We start from the raw sequence: 17,473 nt of genomic DNA, 5'->3' as shown, positions 1-17,473 counted from the left end.
AGATGCGTGCTTAAGTGGCATTCTCCGGCAACTTACACACATCCACCCACTCGGCATTGACCAGTTCGGCCAGACGCTTGGGGCTTAGGCGTACGGCGCTAGTGGGCGAACCAGCGGCGGGCAGCACTTCGTCATAGGCGTGGAGCGATTCATCGCAGTAAACCGGCAGGTCGGTGGCGAGGCCGAAGGGACAAACGCCGCCAACCGGGTGGCTGGTCAGTTCCATCACCGTTTCGGCGTCGAGCATTTTGGCCTTGCCGCCGAAGGTATCGCGAATTTTGCGGTTGTCGATACGCGCATCGCCACTGGCCACAATGAGTAGCGGTTTGTCACCGACTTTGAACGCTAGGGTTTTGGCAATTTGACCTGGTGCTACGCCATGGGCATCAGCGGCAAGTTGTACCGTGGCAGTACTGGTTTCAAGCTCTTCGATGTTTACATCCGGCGCGTGCTCGGCAAAAAACTGGCGAACGGTTTCGATGCCCATCTTGGATTTCCTCGGTCATTAACATTCGTCGGTAACATTAGACGGTTCAATGACTAATCTAACGTGCCTTTGGTGGATTAGCCAAGCCACTGGGGCGTGGTGATTTTGGCAGGCTCACGCTGCATGATGATCTCGCCGTGGCGTACGGAAAGCAGCACCTCGCCCTGGGTGCGCAGCACGCTGTAGTCATCCTCGCCCTCCAACAGGTTGAAGCTGGCGGGTTTGCCGCGACCTCGATGCCGTAACGCTCTTCAATATTGAGCGTGCGGGCGCTGTTGTCGGTAATCAGTGAAAGTGCCTGGCTGAAGTCCTGATAGCCCATCATTTGGCAGATATGCAGGCCAAAATCCAGCGTTCGCAACAGCTTGCCATTCCCCAAGGAGTACCAGGGATCGAATATGGAGTCCTCGGCAAAGCAGACGTTAATGCCCGCTGCGTTGAGCTCCTTAACACGCGTCACTCCGCGCCGTTTCGGGTAGGTGTCAAAGCGCCCCTGCAGGTGGATGCTTTCGGTAGGGCAGGAGACAAAGTTAATACCCGAGCGTTTTAGCAGCAGAAACAGCTTGGAGCAGTAAGCATTGTCGTAGGAGTGCATCGCCGTGGTGTGACTGGCGGTAACGCGGCTGCCCAAATCATTAAACAGCGCCTCGCAGGCCAGTACTTCGAGAAAGCGTGAGTTGGGGTCGTCAATCTCGTCACAGTGCACATCCACCAGGCGGTCGTACTTGATCGCCAATTCGATCACTCGCTTCATGGAGGCCACGCCCAGCTCACGGGTGTATTCGAAGTGGGGGATGCCGCCCACCACATCGGCGCCGATCTCTAGTGCCTCCTCCATCAGCCGATCGCCGCCTGGGTAAGAGAGCAGGCCATCTTGAGGGAAGGCGACTACCTGAATATCAATTTTATCTTTTAACTCGTCGCGCAAGGCGCACAGGGTTTTAAGCCCAATCAGGCTAGGGTCGCTGGTGTCGGCGTGGGTGCGCACAAACTGAACGCCGTTGCCGATTAGCAGGTTTAGGGTTTTAAGCGCGCGCTCGCGAATATCCGCTTCGGTGAGCATAGGCTTACGCTCGCCCCAGCGCTCAATGCCTTCAAACAGCGTGCCGCTCTGGTTCCAGCTTGGCTCACCTGCCGTAAGGGCGGCGTCCAAATGGATATGGGGCTCAATAAACGGCGCACAAATGAGCTTGGCGCCCGCATCAATCTGCCCTTCGCTCGCTGTTTGCGGCATGTCTTGCTCGGTAATCGCTGTGAACGTGCCGTTCTCAATCTCAAGTCGGTAAAGCTCAGGACGCTGGCGCAAACGGGCGTTAAGAATCTGCATGCTCATATAACAAGGCTCACTTATTTTATTACTTCGCAGTAGAGGGAAACGTATCGCTCAGCGTAACGTGGTTTAAACGAAGCAGCACGGCGTAGCTTCCTGCTGCCACTACAACACCTACCAGTGGTGGCAGTAACGGGGAGAAGTAGCGGCCCCGGCGCCCAGCGCATACGCAGCTAACCCTCGGCGGTTGAAGTCGGGTAGTTGTGCTTTATCCAATGTGGGTAGCGGCCTTTATGCTTGAGCCAAAAGTCCGCCATGATCACCCCGCCCATGGGCGGTATAAAGGTGCCGAGTAACACCAGAAATGGGATGAGTAGGTTATACATACCGCCCACCGCCAGCACGGTGCCAATCGCCGCGCCACCCACAGTGACCAGGCGGCGCTTTTCGGTGCGCAGCAAATTACAGCCCGCCACGGCGAAGTTGTAGATAGTGTTGTCCTGGGTTGTCCAGATATTCAGGAACAGCATCAGCACGGCGATGGTGACAAAGCCCTGAGCGATCAATACATCCACAATATCCGCCTGCTGGTAAATCATGGTGCCAAGTGCACCGGTCAGCACCATTAAGCCGTTACCGACAAAAAAGGCCGCCAGGGTCGCGATCACGGCAATTTTCGGTGTTTTGGAGAAGCGGCTCCAGTTAGTCGCTTGGGTACCGCCGCTAATAAAGGTACCGATAATCACGGTAATCGCAGCCGCCACACTCATACTCTCCGTGGGCGTTTGCTGGCTTAACCCTGCAAAACCGCGCACATCCACCAGCCCCGTGAACAGGCTGATCAATATAAATAGCATCATGGCCGGGACAGCAAAGCGCGACAGCCAGTCCATACCTTTATAGCCAATCATGGCGGTCACGCAGAAACCAAACCCAAACAGCACCATTAAGGGGATTTCCAGCCATTCAGGCATCCCGGTGGTGCGTACTAACACTAGGGCAATCGTGGCAGTGCCCCAGGCGTACCAGCCGATCTGGGTAAAACCGAGAATAAAGTCGGAGAGTTTGCTGCCTTTTTCGCCGAAGCAGAAGCGTCCCATCAGCACCGAATTGAGCCCGCTTTTACAAGCAATATAGGCGAGGGCTGCCGCATACACCCCCAGCAGCAAGTTACCAATCGCTATGATCCATAGCAGTTGGCCAATCGGAAAGGCTTGGCCTAACGTGCCGCCCGCCCACATGGTGGCGGTGAAAAACGTAAACCCAAGCAGTACTGCCGAGGTAGATAGCAGGCCCTTGCGGGCGCTGGTAGGGACTTCACTGAGTGGATAGTCAGAATGATGCATCACGCCCTCCTAATATAAATCAGCGAACCTGTTAGCTATTTATAAAGCAAGAGATATGCCAAAAGGGTATGTCAATAAGAATGATTACGCTTGTCATTTTTTAAGACATGCCCACTCATTTTAATGATACTTTAGTAAATAAAACCTAATTGTTTGTGTACGTTTGCCGAATAAAATAGTGGTCAAAAAAGCTTGTTTGTTAAAAAAATGATCGCTCATTGTGATTACGGCCAGACACGCCCGCTGCAGCTATAGCCATGAAGGAACCGGAGTAGATGCCAGAACCCCAGCATAGGAGTGCTTCACTGCCTGCGGCTAAACTTCCTTGGCATCATACCCTGGTGGGTAAGGTGGTGATGTTTATGCTGATGGGCGTGCTGTTTGCGTATGTAACGGGGGCGCTGTCAGGTTTTTTTATGGTTGAGCGTGGGGCTCGGGAGCAGTGGTTGCGCGAAGCGCAGGTGAATGCCCAGATAGTGAGCGCGACTATTAGGCGTATTTATACGTCCGTGGCGGTTAAGACCGATGGCACGGGTCAAGTCACGCATATCATTTCCCAGCGCCCAATTGGCGATGAAGAGTCGGTTCTGGAAACTGGGTTTAGCCCGATTGATGTATTAGCGTTAGCAAGTGCACAAACACGTAACAACGTATGGTTGTTCACTAAGTCATCAGAAGGTTCTCTCACCGTAGTGGCTGATGCGCTTAACACACCATCAGACTCACCTGCCAACTTGGCGGTAGATACATGGCAAACAAAAGCGGATGCCGTTGATTTTTATGTTGGATTTGCCAGCATTGGCAATGAAGAGCACTTCATTAGTTCGCTGCCCATTGTTACTCCTGATGGTCAACTGTTAGGCGTGCTGGTAGCCACTATAGGCCAGAAAGGTGGGCTGTATCAGATGCGTAATGATCTGATCAGTAAAGCATTTGTAGCGCTACTGGTGGTATTGGTCGCAACAGCCCTGCTAGTCACTGTTTTGATGCGTCAGTTATTTACACCCGTGCCAGTAATTAAGTCGCTCACCGAAATCGCTAAAAACCAGACTGCTGACAGCACGCCTTATACCGACCGTAACGATGAAATTGGCCGGATGGCAAAGGCCATAGATGCGCTTCGTAAGAAAGTCATTGAGCGTGAACACTTACTTGAAGTTAAAGACGAAGCGCTGCGCTTTCAGCATCTTGCTCATCATGATGAGCTGACCAAATTGCCCAACCGCGTGCAATTAAATAATGCTTTAAAAACCGCTGTGCACTCACTGCTTCAAGGCGACGTATTTAATGTCATGCTATTTGATCTTGACCATTTTAAAGCAGTTAACGATAGTCTGGGGCACGCGGCGGGTGATGCTTTGCTCGTTGAAGTTAGTCAGCGGGTGCAGGGGCTGCTGACCGACGATGATTTGGTGGCGCGCCTTGGTGGCGATGAGTTTGCCATCATTCAACGCGTTGTGCGTAGTGCCACCAATGAGGCAAAAGTACTGGCAGAAGCAATTGTGTCTGTTCTACGTGAACCGTATCAGTTTAATAACCAGGAAATTAACATTGGAGTGAGTGTTGGCATTGCAACCGCGCCCGCTGATGGCCGCAATAGCCACGATCTGCTGCGTCACGCAGATCTGGCGCTCTATGCGGCCAAGGCGAAAGGGCGCGACCGTTATATGCTCTATGCCGCGGGATGACAATGGATTCCGGGATCATTGAACAAAGGTAAGCCTATGAAGTGGCTAGTAGCGTTATTAATGACCAGTGCGATGTGGCAAGGTGCCGCTGCTGGTGAGGAGATCGACTCCTCGCCGACATTGTCGCGTATTGCGTCTGCTGGTGAGATTACTATCGGCCATCGTACCAGCGAAGCCCCCTTCTCCTACCTGGTTAACGACCAGCCAACAGGCTATGCGATTGACCTGTGCCTAAACGTCATCGAAGGTCTGGAGGAAACATTGGGCTTAGGTGATCTCAAGGTAAATTATGTGCCGGTAACGCCTGCAAATCGGTTCATATTAGTACGTAATGGTGAAGTGGATATCGAGTGTGGAGTGACCACCAATACCTCTGAACGTCGCCGTCAGGCCGCTTTTTCATACCCTCATTTTCTGACCGCAACGCGCTATGTATCCCTCGCCGAGCAGCATATGGACAGTTTGCAGGATTTGGCGGGCCGCAGCGTGGTATCAACAACGGGCACTATCAATATTGCCCAGCTCAACGAACTCAATCGCACCGAGGGGCTAGCAATATCGGTAATGCTAAGCCGTAATCATGAAGAAGCCTTTGATATGGTGGCTTCAGGACAGGCTTCCGCGTTTGTGATGGATGAGGTTTTGTTAGCAGGTTTGGTTTCGTCTGCCGTTGACCCTGCCGCTTTTCATATTTCTCAAGCAACACTGAGTAGTGCCGAGCCCTATGGCTTAATGATGCCGCCTGATGATCCTGTTTTTGTTGAGCTGGTCAATAAGGAACTGCGTAACATTTATCAGAGTGAAACTATTCACACTCTTTATGAAAAATGGTTTTTGCAGCCTCTCCCTCCGATAACCGAGTATTGAACTTGCCGCTAGCGCCAGCGCTTGCCGCTATTTTCGCCAATCCTGAGCAGTACATAGAGTAGAGGAGGTGTGTTATGCGCCGAAGTTTATTGCTTGGGTGGTGTAGTTTGCTGGTAATGATGTCTGGTGGAGAAGCAGCACATGCAACGACACCTATCGATTCGCTTGAACGCATAGAAGCAACCGGCGTGTTAAGGGTTGGCTATGGTGATACAGCGCCATTCTCTTATTTAGATAGTCAGGGTAACGTCGTCGGTTACTCTATCGATATTTGCCAACGCTTAGCGAAACAGCTGCAAGTGCAGTTAGGTCTGCCTTCTCTTGAGATAGCCTATGTGTATCGTACACCCAGTAACCGGGTGCAACTGCTCAATAGTGGCGATATCGATATTGAGTGTAATGCCAGTACTAATACACAACAGCGGCGGCAGAGCGCGCAGTTTGCACTTAGCCATTTCTTTGTCTCGGTGCGTTATGTGGCCCTGAAGGAAAATGGCTTTACCACCTTGGAGGACTTGGCCGGGCGTAGCGTGAGCGTGGCGCGTGGCACCGTCAATGTCAGCCAGATTAATCAGGTAAATCGAGAACGCCAACTGAATTTATCGGTGGTGCCCGTAGGTACATTGCAGGAAGCGTTTGATTTAGTTGCTGATGGGCGCGTAGCGGCTTTTGCAATGGATGATATATTACTAAGCACAATGATTGCTGAGTCCGATCACCCTGACGCGTACGCGCTTTCCGAAGAAGCCATTACGTCGATAGAGCCTCTCGGTTTTTTAATGCAATTGGGCGACGATGCCTTTGCAGCAGAGGTAAATAAAGCCCTCGAACATATTTATACCAGTCCGGAAATGCCGTTGCTTTACGAACGGTGGTTTCAGCAACCTCTCCCTGGCAAAGACATTACGCTTAATGTACCAATGAGTGCCGTCTTGGCTGAGCACTTTGCCACCCCTCGCGAGATAAACGCAGATTAAGTGCATTAGATAAATATAGATTAAGATTTAGCGCAGGTTCATACGGTTTGAGTGTTAAATAAACCACGCATTAACGTTTCCACGATACCACTGCTCTCATCCGCCAGAGAATGCTGCTGGGGATCCTGCAGCCAGTCGAAACAGACGCCAATCAAAAAGCCATGAAATTGGCGCCGGGCGCTGGCTGGGGTTAAGTCAGCGCGTAAAGTGCCAGCGATTTGGGCCTGTTCAAACAATTGCTCTACTCGCGCCTCTGCGTGCTCAGAGAGTCGAGTGATCATGCAAATCCGCGGGTGCTCCTCTTCCAGTTTCTCGCAGCGGTGCAACACGATGGTGGCTGCTCTCTGCAGTGGCAGGTCGTGGGAAATGGCTGCCAGCGAGCGTAGAGCAATGTCGCGTAAGCAGTCTGCCGGTGCTGAGCCTAGGTGTTCCACCACCTCATCGACAATTTCATCCAGAGGGACACGCACGCGTTCCAAGAGTGCATCGAACAATGCAGCTTTGTCTTCAAAGTGCCAATAAATGGCCCCTCGTGTCACGCCTGCTGCCTGGGCGATGTGCGCCAAGGTGGTACGCGAAACGCCTTGGGCTAAAAAGGTGGTCTCTGCCGCGTCCAGAATGATTTCTCGGGTACGTTCGGCGTCGGCCTTACGACGGGACATAGCGGCTCCTATTATTAAAATAAGCGGTATTTTGGCAGTGATGGATAGCAAAGTCGCGGGTGGGTGATTATTATACACCTCACTGACATTCATGAATGTCAGTGAGGTGACTATATTATTCAACTTGTACCCTGAATGCAGGTTTGAAAATCATCACTGACCGCCATCAAGGAGCTACTCGTGCCCGTTACTCTTCTCCGTTCACTGCCCATCATACTGGCTCTGCTTGTGCTAACGGGCTGTGAGCAACCCCAGGCGCAGTCGACTGATGCCACACGACCGGTAAAATTGATGACACTGCAGTCGGCAAATGCTACGGCCTTACGGCAGTTTCCCGCGCGGGTGGAAGCCTCTACGCGCAGCAATTTGTCATTTCGTATGGCCGGGGAATTATTGGAGCTCAATGTGAGCCCCGGCCAACAGGTGAGCGAAGGCGAGGTGATTGCGCGCATTGATGATCGCAATGTGCAAAGCGAGCTGGACAGCGCCCGCTCGCGCTTGGAGCTCGCCGAGGCAACGCTAGAACGCATGCGCTATACCCTGCAGCGTGGGGCGGTTAGCCAATCCCAGTTTGATGAGTCGGAAAGCGAGTGGCGGGCCGCCCGGGCCACCTTCGAACAGGCACAAGAGCAGGTCGAGCATACAAAGCTACGCGCCCCTTACGATGGTGTGATTGCCCAGGTGCCAGTGGATAACCGCCAGATAGTTCAAGTTCAAGAAACGGTCGCGGTGATCCAGCAGCCAGGGCAGCTAGACGTGGTGTTTCATCTGCCCGAGCAGATCGTGCAGCGCATACCGCGAAATAATGGAACGCCCTTCGGTGATGCGTTGGCGTTTGAAGTGCGCTTTGGTAATAGCGATAAACCCTATCTTGCCCAGCTAGCCTCTTACACCACCCAAGCCAGCGCACAGAGTTTGGCTTATGAAGTCACCCTAACGCTGCCCCAGCCGGACGATATCACCCTGTTAGACGGTATGAGTGCCAATGTGCGGCTCGATTTGAGTTCGCTGCAAACCGAAAATAGCACCCCGCTGTGGCTACTGCCCACTGATGCGGTGAGCTATGCCGGTGATGATCCCGACCAGGCTCAGGTATGGCGCTTCATCGAGCCAGAAAACGTGGAAGCGGTGCCGGTGGAGGTCGGTCGGTTAACCTCAAACGGCCTGGAAGTTAGCGGAAAGTTGGCAGCGGGCGATCGCGTTGTGGCGGCCGGAGCCCACCGTTTAACCGAGGACACCAGGGTGACCCCGTGGGAAAAAGAGCAGGGGCTTTAACATGGTCGACTACTTTCTACGCCACCGGGCGACCAGCTATTTAATGACCGTGGTGCTGCTGGCGGGTGGCGCGCTGTCGTTTTTGGGCATGGGCCAGTTGGAGTTCCCCGAATTTACCATTCGCAATGCGCTGATCACCACGCAGTACCCTGGTGCGACGCCTGAAGAGGTAGAGCAGGAAGTCACTTCGACACTCGAAGAGTCAATTCAGGAGATGTCATCGATCAAACGGGTTAGCTCGGTGAGTTCTGATGGCCTATCGCAGATCACCGTTGAACTCGAAAGTACGGTGCAGAACGAGGAGTTGGAGCAATTATGGGATTCGCTGCGCCGTAAAGTACAGGATGCCCAGGCCGCGCTTCCGCCGGGTGCGAGTCAATCTCGCGTAAATGACGACTTTGGCGATGTATTTGGTTTCATGGTCAACCTGACGGGCGATGGCTATAGCATGCCGGATCTGGCTGACCATGCTGATTTTCTCAAGCGCGAGCTCGCTTTGGTGAAGGGCGTCGCGAAGGTGTCGCTAAGCGGTGAGCACGAAGAGCGCATCTATATCGAAGTTGATCGCGAACGCCTGCGCGCACTGAATATTCCGTTAACACGATTACAGCAACTGCTTGAGACCCAAAATGCAGTGGCAGACTCAGGGCATCTTAAACAGGATGGCCGCCGTTTTCGTATCACCCCCACGGGCAGTGCGGCAGATATTGAAGCTCTGCGCGCCCTGATTGTCAGTGAGGGCGACGGTGAACTGGTGCGGCTGAGCGATATTGCCGATGTGAGCCGCGAGCTGGCGGAGCAGCCCCAGCAGCTTTACCGCGATATGGGCAGGCCGGCGATCTCGTTGGGCGTCTCCTTTGAAAGCGGAGTGAATGTTGTCGAGGTGGGAGAACGGCTACAGCAGCGTCTGGATGAACTGCAAACCCGCACACCACTGGGTATGGAGCTGAATGTCGTTTATAACCAGCCCCAGGTGGTCGATGACGCAGTATCCGGTTTCCTGGTCAGCTTGATCCAGGCGGTGGCTATCGTGATCGTGGTGTTGATGCTGTTTATGGGCTGGCGCAGTGGTCTGTTAATGGGCTTTATCCTGCTGATCACCATTATTGGCACCTTTATGTTGATGCGCTTTCATGGTTTGCAGCTGGAAAAGATCTCGCTGGGGGCGCTGATTATCGCCCTGGGAATGCTGGTAGATAACGCCATTGTGGTCACCGAAGGCATGCTGGTGGGGTTAAAGCGCGGCAGCACGATTCGTGATTCGGCGCATCAAGTGGTTCGCCAAAATGCCTGGCCCTTGCTGGCCGCAACGCTGATCGCGATTGCAGCCTTTGCGCCCATCGGTTTATCGCCAGACACCACCGGTGAGTTTATCGGCTCGTTATTTTTCGTGCTGCTCTACTCGCTACTGCTGAGCTGGATCACGGCGCTGACGTTAACGCCGTTCTACTTCAAGCTGTTTTTCCGCAATGTTGCCCCCGGCGATGGACAGGAAGACCCCTATAAAGGCGTGGTTTATCGTTTTGTAGGCCGTGTCATTATCACCGGTATTCGTTGGCGCTGGTTAACCTTGGCGCTGATGGTAGCGATATTGGCTGGCGCGGTGGTCGGCTTTGGTTCGGTTAAAAATTCCTTCTTTCCGGCCTCTAATACGCCGATCTTTTTTGTCGATTATCGCACGCCGGAAGGTACCGATATTCTCGAAACCCAACGCCGCGTTAGCGAGCTTGAAAAGAGCGTGATGGAGATGGACGGCGTTCGCCACCTGACCACCACCGTGGGCGGCGGAGCGCAGCGCTTTAACCTCACCTATTCACCGGAAGACCGCTATGCAAGCTATGCGCAGTTGATTGTCGAAACCGACGATAAAGCGACTCAACACGACCGCATGGCTGACGTAGAGCAAGTGTTGGAGCGGGATCATAGCGATATCGACTACAAAATCGCCCCGTTGGAGGTCGGCCCCGCTCCCAAAGCCAAGCTAGAGGCGCGCTTCTACGGCAGCGATCCAGCGGTGCTTCGCCAGTTGGGCGATCAGGTTGAGGCCATGTTCCTTGATACACCGAATTTGACCAGCGTGCGCACCAGTTGGCGTAACCGCGTGCAGGCGATTGAGCCCGTTTTTCTTGAAGATACTGCACGTAGGCTGGGTGTGACCCGTGAAGACCTGGCCAGCACCCTGGCGCTAAGTACCAGTGGCAGCCAGGTGGGCATTTACCGCGACGGCAGCGACCTGATTCCGATAGTGGCGCGGGCAATCCCCGCACAGCGTCACGATGTGGATAACCTAGGCTCACTTAACGTCTGGAGCGCAGAGCAAAACCGCTATATCTCCGCCGATCAAGTCATCGGCGATACCACCACACAGGTGGCGGATCCACTGATTATGCGCCGCAATCGCGAACGCATGCTGGCGGTGTATGGTGAGCCGGATCCGCTAAGCGGGGTGACCGCAGCCAGCGTATTGGCCGACATTCGCCCAAGGGTGGAGGCCTTGGATCTACCGGCAGGTTACCGGTTGGAGTGGGTGGTGAGTTTGAGACCGCTGGCGAAGCGCAGAGTGGGTTATTTTCCTCACTGCCGCTGGGCATAGTGATGATGTTTATTCTCACTGTGGTGCTGTTCAATAACTTCCGCCAGCCGTTGGCTATCTGGTCGCTGGTACCGCTGACGATTATTGGCGTAGTGGGCGCGTTGTTGGTTACCGGGTTACCTTTCTCGTTTATGGCTCTGCTGGGTACGCTGAGCTTGATCGGCATGGTAATCAAAAATGCCATCGTGTTGGTAGAGGAGATCAACGTGCAACTGCCGTTGCATCAAGACCGCTACCACGCTGTGGTGCGAGCTGCGGTCAGCCGCGTGCGTCCGGTCGCCATGGCCGCGCTGACCACCATGTTGGGCATGATCCCGCTAATTAGCGATGCCTTTTTCGCCAGCATGGCGGTCGCGCTGATCGGTGGCCTGGGTGTCGCCACGCTATTAACCTTAATCGTACTGCCGGTAGTTTACTGCGTGCTCTACCGGATTCGCATACATCCTGATCAATAACTCGAGCAGACTTCTTTCATCTTAGCCGTGGCCTTGACCAATCCACGGCTAAGATAGCCTCTGCACCGATATTCAATGCGCCTACCACTTCGCTCACTGCTGTTTGCAAATCGTTTCTATTTTCATTTGTGAAAATAATTTTCAAACTAGACTAAAGTCTATGCTGCCCAGGCCGATAGCAGTACCTCGTAAAAGATATTGGTCGATTTAAGTTAATCTAAAGCCGCTGGAAGTGCTCTAGCTAGATTATATAAATTGCCAAAAGCTAATGGATCTGGCCTGGAGGCATTCCGCATATGAATCGTGTACTTAGTAATCTATCCGTCAAACTGGGTTTAACCCTTGTTTTGGCCATCTTTTCATTATTAATAATAACCATTGCTTTTCTAGGCTATCAGGCAGGCGAAGAGGGCAGTACTTCGTTAAAAGAGCTTGACCTATCAGGTGATCGCACTTTAGCGCTTAGCCGCAGTCAACGATCCATAGCCTACGCTCAGCTTTTCTACGTTAGTAGCTTCGATGCGTTTGAGAAAGGTGATGCCAGTTCATTCCGTGACTACCTGGCTCGGGCCCAAGATGCTCAGCGAGTTGCGCAAGATTACTTTACAGAGTTTGAAGCCACCAAGCCTGAGTCGGCACTTTCTGATACCGTGACTGCCACCTATGAGAGCTTGATCCAACGGGGGATTATCCCCTTAGAGGAGGCATTAAATACGGGTAACAGCAGTCAGTTTAATACCGCAAGGGAAATGGTGAGTGACTTAAATCAGCAGTTAATTGAGTCTGTTAGTGCTTACAATGATCATCGGGCTGAACGAAACAAGTCGATGATTGCCGATTATGAGAGCGGCATGCAGTTTCTTACTTATATTGATATCGCTGTACTTTTGATTGCCGCGTTAATCGTTCTGTTTGTTCGCATCGCGATGGTGGGCTCTATTGTAAAACCACTAAACGAAGCAGTGGAGCATTTTGAGCGTATTGCCCAAAATGATCTCTCTGGTAAAGTAGATGACCGTGGTAGCAATGAGATCGGCAAGCTGTTTAGTGCTATGCAGCATATGCAAAGTAATTTGGTTAAAACCGTTTCTGAGGTACGCGATAGCAGCGGTTCGATTCATATCGGGGCGCGTGAGATTGCCAGTGGTAACTCGGATCTATCCTCGCGTACCGAGCAGCAGGCGTCTTCCCTGCAGGAAACCGCCGCCAGCATGGAGCAGTTAACCGCTACCGTTAAACAGAATGCCGATAACGCCCGCCAGGCCAGCCAGTTGGCGAACGATGCCTCAAGCACTGCAAGCAACGGTGGTGAAGTGGTTGAGCAAGTGATTACCACCATGCACGGTATTTCTAGCAGCTCGCAAAAAGTGGCGGATATTATTACCGTTATCGACTCTATCGCCTTTCAAACCAATATCTTGGCACTCAATGCTTCTGTGGAAGCAGCGCGGGCAGGCGAACAGGGTCGTGGTTTTGCCGTGGTGGCGAGTGAAGTGCGTAACCTGGCCAGCCGCAGTGCCGATGCCGCCAAAGAGATCAAAGCACTGATTGAGGCGTCATCCACCCAGGTGAAAGAGGGCTCAGCATTAGTCGAAAGCGCCGGTGCTACGATGCGGGATGTGGTCTCCTCTGTGCGCCGGGTGACCGATATTATGGATGAAATCTCCGCGGCTTCTCAGGAGCAGAGTTCGGGCATTGAGCAGGTCAACCAAGCGGTTGCCCAAATGGATGAAGTGACCCAGCAGAACGCGGCCCTGGTTCAGCAGGCGTCGTCAGCGGCCAGCTCGTTGGAAGAACAGGCGGCGCGGCTTGAAAGCGTTGTCTCGGCTTTTCGTTTAACTGAAGGGGAGAGCCGTACGCAACACGCCCCGCTTACCTCGCCCCAGCACACGCCACAACACTCATCTCAACAGACACCAGCGCTGATGCGGCCAGCGACGCGTAGCCAAACCAGCAGCAAAACCAGGGCTAGCGCTGAAGGTGATTGGGAAGCTTTTTAAGCTAACTTTTTTCGCCTCTTCGATTTCTCACCGCTTAGGTTCCTCGCTATTTAGGTTGCATTACCCCCTCGTTAAGAGGGGGTAATGGTTTAGTGAGCGATTAGTTACCTGACGAGTTTAGCGCGGCAGCAACTTCTTCAACCTGCAGCGCCAGACTCTGCAGGCCGCCGCCGGAGAGGTACCACAGGGCGGGGGTTAGCATAACGACCTGCGCTTTCTCAGCACCCGCATCTAAGAGCGTTTTCGCTAAGGCATCCGCATCGGCGGGCTCATCGCCAATCGCGGCGCTGCGATCAACCACCAGTACGACCTGCGGATCAATTTCGCTAATCGCCTCAGGTGAAAGCGGGGTAAAGGTACGGGTACCGCGGGTTTCTGATGTCACGCTAGTAGGCATCTCAACGGTCGCTATGCCCAGCACGTCGTGAACGACCGGGTGCTGATTCAGCATCAGGTTGCCGCCGTTGTGGGTTACCACCAGAGTGCGAGGAGCGTTGCTTAGCGCTTCGCGCTGGATCTCAATCTCGGCGTGCAGTGTTCCCAGCGCCTCTTCAGCTTTGCTTTCCACTGCTAAACGACTCGCCAGTTCGCGTACGTTGGCGTCAAAAGCAGTCAGGTATTCGTCACCCTGAAGGCTGGTGTTGAGCAGCGGGGCGATTTCGCCAAGCCCCTCTTCCCACTCACCCTGGCGGCCAGTGTAAAGAATCAGGCTAGGCTCGCTTTCGCCAAGGGCATCCATATCCGGTGAGCGCAGGCCGCCAATATCGGTGACGTCATCGGCTGCATACTGCTCAAGATAGCCAGGCAGGCTGGCTTTCGGTACACCCACTACCTGCTCGTTTAAACCTAGTGCATCCAGCGTATCCAGGCTGCCTAAGTCGAAGGTGGCGATTCGCTGGTCGGCGCTCGCGGTGGCGCTGGCAGTTGCTAAGAGTATAGCGGTGGTAGTGGTAGCGAACTTCATTGGGTTTCCTTTTGTGAGAAAGAATTTTATATGCGATGTTTTCTCATGTTCTCAAGGATGCTGACTTTTGTCGCTACTGGGTGATGGAACAGTATGTTGCAGAAAACGCGACCGCCCTCACAAACTGAGGGCGGTGGGTAGCGCTAACGGCTGTTTAAAAAAAAGAGGGTAAAGAGGTTAAGAGGCGACCCGGAAAGGATTGCGTGGGTCGTTATCCCAGGCCAGGAAGGGTTGGCCGGTCTCCTGGGGCACCATGGTGATGCAGTTATCTACTGGGCAAGTGATCTGGCAAAGGTTACAGCCCACACACTCCTCTTCGATCACTTCATAGCGTCGCGCGCCGTCCTGCTCGGTGAGCTTGGCAATCGACTGGTGGGAGGTATCCTCGCAGGCGATATAGCAGCGGCCACATTCGATGCATAGATCCTGGTCGATCTTGGCGATGGTTTTGAAGTTGATGTCGAGGTGTTTCCAGTCGGTGGTTTGCGGTATTGCTTTACGGGAGAACGCCTCAATGGAGTCGTAGCCTTTTTCCGCCATCCAGCGAGAGAGGCCGTCTTTCATCTCCTCCACAATCCTAAAGCCGTTGAGCATCGCTGCCGTACACACCTGCACGCTGCCGGCACCTAGGGCGATAAACTCCGCCGCATCCCGCCAGGTGGAAATGCCGCCAATGCCGGAGATGGGCAGAGTTGGTGTGGCCGGGTCGCGGGCGATTTCCGCCACCATGTTCATCGCGATGGGTTTGACAGCGCTACCGCAGTAGCCGCCGTGAGTGCTCTGGTGGCCGACGGTGGGCTTGGCGACCATATTGTCCAGGTCGATACTGGTAATCGAGTTGATGGTATTGATCAGCGATACCGCGTCGGCCCCGCCGCGCAGCGCCGCCTGGGCACCGACGCGAATATCGGTGATATTAGGTGTGAGTTTGACGATGACCGGTTTGGAGTAGTGCTTCTTGCACCAGTAGGTGACTTTCTCGATCAGGTCGGGGTTTTGGCCCACCGCCGCGCCCATGCCGCGCTCCGGCATTCCGTGGGGGCAACCCAGGTTGAGCTCGATGCCGTCCGCGCCAGTGGCTTCCACTAGCGGCAGAATGTAGGCCCAGGCTTCTTCATTACAGGGCACCATAATGGAAACGATCAGCGCACGGTCGGGCCAGTCCTTTTTCACCTGAGTGATTTCTTTAAGGTTGATCTCCAGCGAGCGGTCGGTAATCAGCTCGATATTGTTAAAGCCGATCACCTCGCGGTTTTTTCCGTAGTGGGCTGAGTAGCGGGAGGAGACATTCACCGCAGGTGGCTCTTCGCCAAGGGTTTTCCATACCACGCCGCCCCAGCCAGCTTCATAGGCGCGTACCACGTTGTAGGCTTTATCGGTGGGCGGTGCAGAGGCCAGCCAGAATGGATTGGGGGCTTTAATGCCAGCAAAGTTAACCGATAGATCAACGCCATTAAGCACGCTGTCACCGCTGTCTTTCTTACCCGGTGGTGTAAAAGTGAGTGTGTTCATGCGGCCTCCTGCTTGGCGACAAGCGCCTGATGAATGGCGTGAGCCGCCAGTTTGCCGTGTTGCACGGCCTGAACGGTAAGGTCTTGACCGGGCTTCACACAGTCGCCACCGGCATACACATTGGGCAGTGAGGTTTGGAACATCTCATTAACGTGAATGCGCTCGCCGTCCCGGGCAAGCTCAGCGGCGGTGGTATCGCTTAGGCTCGCGCCTTCGAAGCCTTGGCCGATGGCGGTGAAGACAGCATCGGCGGCGATCTCAAAGGTTTCTCCAGTAGGGGTTAAGCGGCCCGCTTGATCATGGGTCTTGGCAAAGCGCATGCCCGTCACGCGGCCTTGATCGTCCAGCAGAATCTCGTCGGGCTGGGCCCAGGTCACCATCCGCACGCCGTTGGCTTTGGCAATCTCTTGTTCATGGTCGGTGGCGGACATGGCTTCAATGCCGCGACGGTAAACCAGCGTGACCTCGGTGGCACCTAAGCGCGCCATTTGAGTCGCCATATCAATGGCGGTATTGCCCGCGCCAATCACGATACAGCGTTTGGCCACCGCAAGGCTGCCCAGATCGTCGGTCTGGCGCAGGGGTTTGATGTAGTCCACGGCGGGCATCAGCCCCGGTGCTTCATCGCCGGTTAGCCCCAGGGCGCGGCTGGTGCCCAGGCCCAGGCCGAGAAATACGCTGTTGTACTGCTGATGCAGGGTGGCCAGTTCCAGGTTATCGCCCAGGCGTTGGCCGTACTGGATGTCGATGCCACCGATCTCGAGCAGAAATTCGACTTCCTTACGGGCGAAGTCGTCGGTCATTTTGTAGCGGGCGATGCCGTACTCGTTCAGCCCGCCAGGCTTTTGTTCGGCTTCAAAGATGGTCACCTGATGACCGAGCATCGCCAGTCGGTGCGCGCAGGAGAGCCCGGCAGGTCCGGCACCGACCACGGCCACATGACTGCCGGTAGAAGTGGCGCGTTTGAAGGGGTGGCCGTCGAACTGCATATGGTCGGTGGCATGACGCTGCAGCAAACCGATCAGCACCGGCTGGCATTCGGCGTCGTGGTTGCGCACGCAGCTACGCTCGCAAAGAATTTCCGTGGGGCACACCCGGGCGCAGCTGCCGCCTAAAATGTTGGCTTCCAGAATGGTTTCCGCCGCGCCGTTGATATTGTTCTCGCTGATCTGGCGAATAAAGCTGGGAATATCAATATCCGACGGGCAAGCCTCGACGCAGGGCGCATCAAAGCAATAGAGACAACGCTGACTTTCGATCATCGCCTGGCGATGGGTCAGCGGCGGATGTAGATCGCTAAAGTTGCTTGCCAGCGTATCCGGGTCGTAGGTGCCGACCTCTTTTGCGCTGGGTAGGTGGTTCAGTGGGCTAGTCACA

Annotated in this window: 10 protein-coding genes and 3 pseudogenes; 6 read left to right on the top strand and 7 right to left on the bottom strand. The window is 54.2% G+C overall.

Going from position 1 to position 17,473, the window contains the following annotated elements; genetic code table 11:
- Positions 1 to 10 precede the first annotated feature (10 nt).
- From FDY98_RS18635 to codB, 3 genes and pseudogenes are all read right to left on the bottom strand, one after another.
- The gene (locus tag FDY98_RS18635) at positions 11 to 487 is read right to left on the bottom strand and encodes a YbaK/EbsC family protein (protein ID WP_027957037.1); all 477 of its coding nucleotides are present in this window, start codon (positions 485 to 487) and stop codon (positions 11 to 13) included.
- Between the two features lie 77 nt (positions 488 to 564).
- Positions 565 to 1,820: pseudogene (gene codA, locus FDY98_RS18630) on the bottom strand (cytosine deaminase).
- A gap of 22 nt (positions 1,821 to 1,842) precedes the next feature.
- A pseudogene (gene codB / locus FDY98_RS18625) lies at positions 1,843 to 3,103 on the bottom strand (cytosine permease).
- Between the two features lie 446 nt (positions 3,104 to 3,549).
- Here codB and FDY98_RS18620 point away from each other — a divergent pair.
- The 3 genes from FDY98_RS18620 (at position 3,550) to FDY98_RS18610 (ending at position 6,635) form a co-directional block, all read left to right on the top strand.
- Positions 3,550 to 4,791 (top strand): diguanylate cyclase domain-containing protein, encoded by a 1,242-nt coding sequence (locus FDY98_RS18620; RefSeq protein ID WP_340147052.1) that lies wholly within the window; start codon positions 3,550 to 3,552, stop codon positions 4,789 to 4,791.
- Between the two features lie 36 nt (positions 4,792 to 4,827).
- Positions 4,828 to 5,658, top strand: a complete 831-nt coding sequence (locus FDY98_RS18615; RefSeq protein WP_340147051.1) for an amino acid ABC transporter substrate-binding protein — start codon at positions 4,828 to 4,830, stop codon at positions 5,656 to 5,658.
- Between the two features lie 116 nt (positions 5,659 to 5,774).
- Positions 5,775 to 6,635 (top strand): amino acid ABC transporter substrate-binding protein, encoded by an 861-nt coding sequence (locus FDY98_RS18610; RefSeq protein WP_051430592.1) that lies wholly within the window; start codon positions 5,775 to 5,777, stop codon positions 6,633 to 6,635.
- A 38-nt stretch (positions 6,636 to 6,673) separates the two neighbouring features.
- On the opposite strand, the gene FDY98_RS18605 is transcribed toward FDY98_RS18610, so the two are convergent.
- Entirely contained in the window at positions 6,674 to 7,297 is a 624-nt protein-coding gene (locus FDY98_RS18605) for a TetR family transcriptional regulator (RefSeq protein ID WP_022521765.1), read from the bottom strand.
- Between the two features lie 180 nt (positions 7,298 to 7,477).
- Between FDY98_RS18605 and FDY98_RS18600 the strand changes: the two genes are divergently transcribed.
- The 3 genes and pseudogenes from FDY98_RS18600 to FDY98_RS18590 all read left to right on the top strand — a co-directional run bounded on the left by FDY98_RS18600 (position 7,478) and on the right by FDY98_RS18590 (position 13,620).
- On the top strand, positions 7,478 to 8,572 hold the full coding sequence (locus FDY98_RS18600) for an efflux RND transporter periplasmic adaptor subunit (protein WP_027957032.1): 1,095 nt from the start codon (positions 7,478 to 7,480) through the stop codon (positions 8,570 to 8,572).
- 1 nt (position 8,573) lies between these two features.
- A pseudogene (locus FDY98_RS18595) lies at positions 8,574 to 11,620 on the top strand (efflux RND transporter permease subunit).
- A 296-nt stretch (positions 11,621 to 11,916) separates the two neighbouring features.
- Positions 11,917 to 13,620, top strand: coding sequence for a methyl-accepting chemotaxis protein (locus tag FDY98_RS18590; protein ID WP_027957030.1), 1,704 nt, complete (start codon positions 11,917 to 11,919; stop codon positions 13,618 to 13,620).
- Between the two features lie 100 nt (positions 13,621 to 13,720).
- Here the strand turns inward: FDY98_RS18590 and FDY98_RS18585 are convergent, their stop codons facing one another.
- The 3 genes from FDY98_RS18585 to FDY98_RS18575 form a co-directional block, all read right to left on the bottom strand.
- Positions 13,721 to 14,584 carry an ABC transporter substrate-binding protein gene (locus FDY98_RS18585; RefSeq protein ID WP_027957029.1) on the bottom strand — a complete coding sequence of 288 codons (864 nt, stop codon included), beginning with the start codon at positions 14,582 to 14,584 and terminating at the stop codon, positions 13,721 to 13,723.
- Positions 14,585 to 14,761: 177 nt separating this feature from the next.
- The gene (gene preA / locus FDY98_RS18580) at positions 14,762 to 16,096 is read right to left on the bottom strand and encodes an NAD-dependent dihydropyrimidine dehydrogenase subunit PreA (protein ID WP_035538758.1); all 1,335 of its coding nucleotides are present in this window, start codon (positions 16,094 to 16,096) and stop codon (positions 14,762 to 14,764) included.
- Positions 16,093 to 17,472, bottom strand: coding sequence for an NAD(P)-dependent oxidoreductase (locus tag FDY98_RS18575; RefSeq protein ID WP_027957027.1), 1,380 nt, complete (start codon positions 17,470 to 17,472; stop codon positions 16,093 to 16,095). The genes preA and FDY98_RS18575 overlap by 4 nt, the downstream gene beginning before the upstream one ends.
- Between the last annotated feature and the right edge of the window lies 1 nt (position 17,473).

The organism is Halomonas sp. PA16-9 (assembly GCF_009728585.1).
Classification (GTDB): domain Bacteria; phylum Pseudomonadota; class Gammaproteobacteria; order Pseudomonadales; family Halomonadaceae; genus Vreelandella; species Vreelandella titanicae.
This window is presented reverse-complemented; position numbering and strand designations above follow the sequence as displayed.

Bases quoted from the DNA above. Each gene is read 5' to 3' on its own strand.
- FDY98_RS18635 (WP_027957037.1), bottom strand. From the start codon at position 487: ATGGGCATCGAAACCGTTCGCCAGTTTTTTGCCGAGCACGCGCCGGAT.
- FDY98_RS18615 (WP_340147051.1), top strand. From the start codon at position 4,828: ATGAAGTGGCTAGTAGCGTTATTAATGACCAGTGCGATGTGGCAAGGT.
- FDY98_RS18610 (WP_051430592.1), top strand. From the start codon at position 5,775: ATGATGTCTGGTGGAGAAGCAGCACATGCAACGACACCTATCGATTCG.
- FDY98_RS18605 (WP_022521765.1), bottom strand. From the start codon at position 7,297: ATGTCCCGTCGTAAGGCCGACGCCGAACGTACCCGAGAAATCATTCTG.
- FDY98_RS18590 (WP_027957030.1), top strand. From the start codon at position 11,917: ATGAATCGTGTACTTAGTAATCTATCCGTCAAACTGGGTTTAACCCTT.
- FDY98_RS18585 (WP_027957029.1), bottom strand. From the start codon at position 14,584: ATGAAGTTCGCTACCACTACCACCGCTATACTCTTAGCAACTGCCAGC.
- preA (WP_035538758.1), bottom strand. From the start codon at position 16,096: ATGAACACACTCACTTTTACACCACCGGGTAAGAAAGACAGCGGTGAC.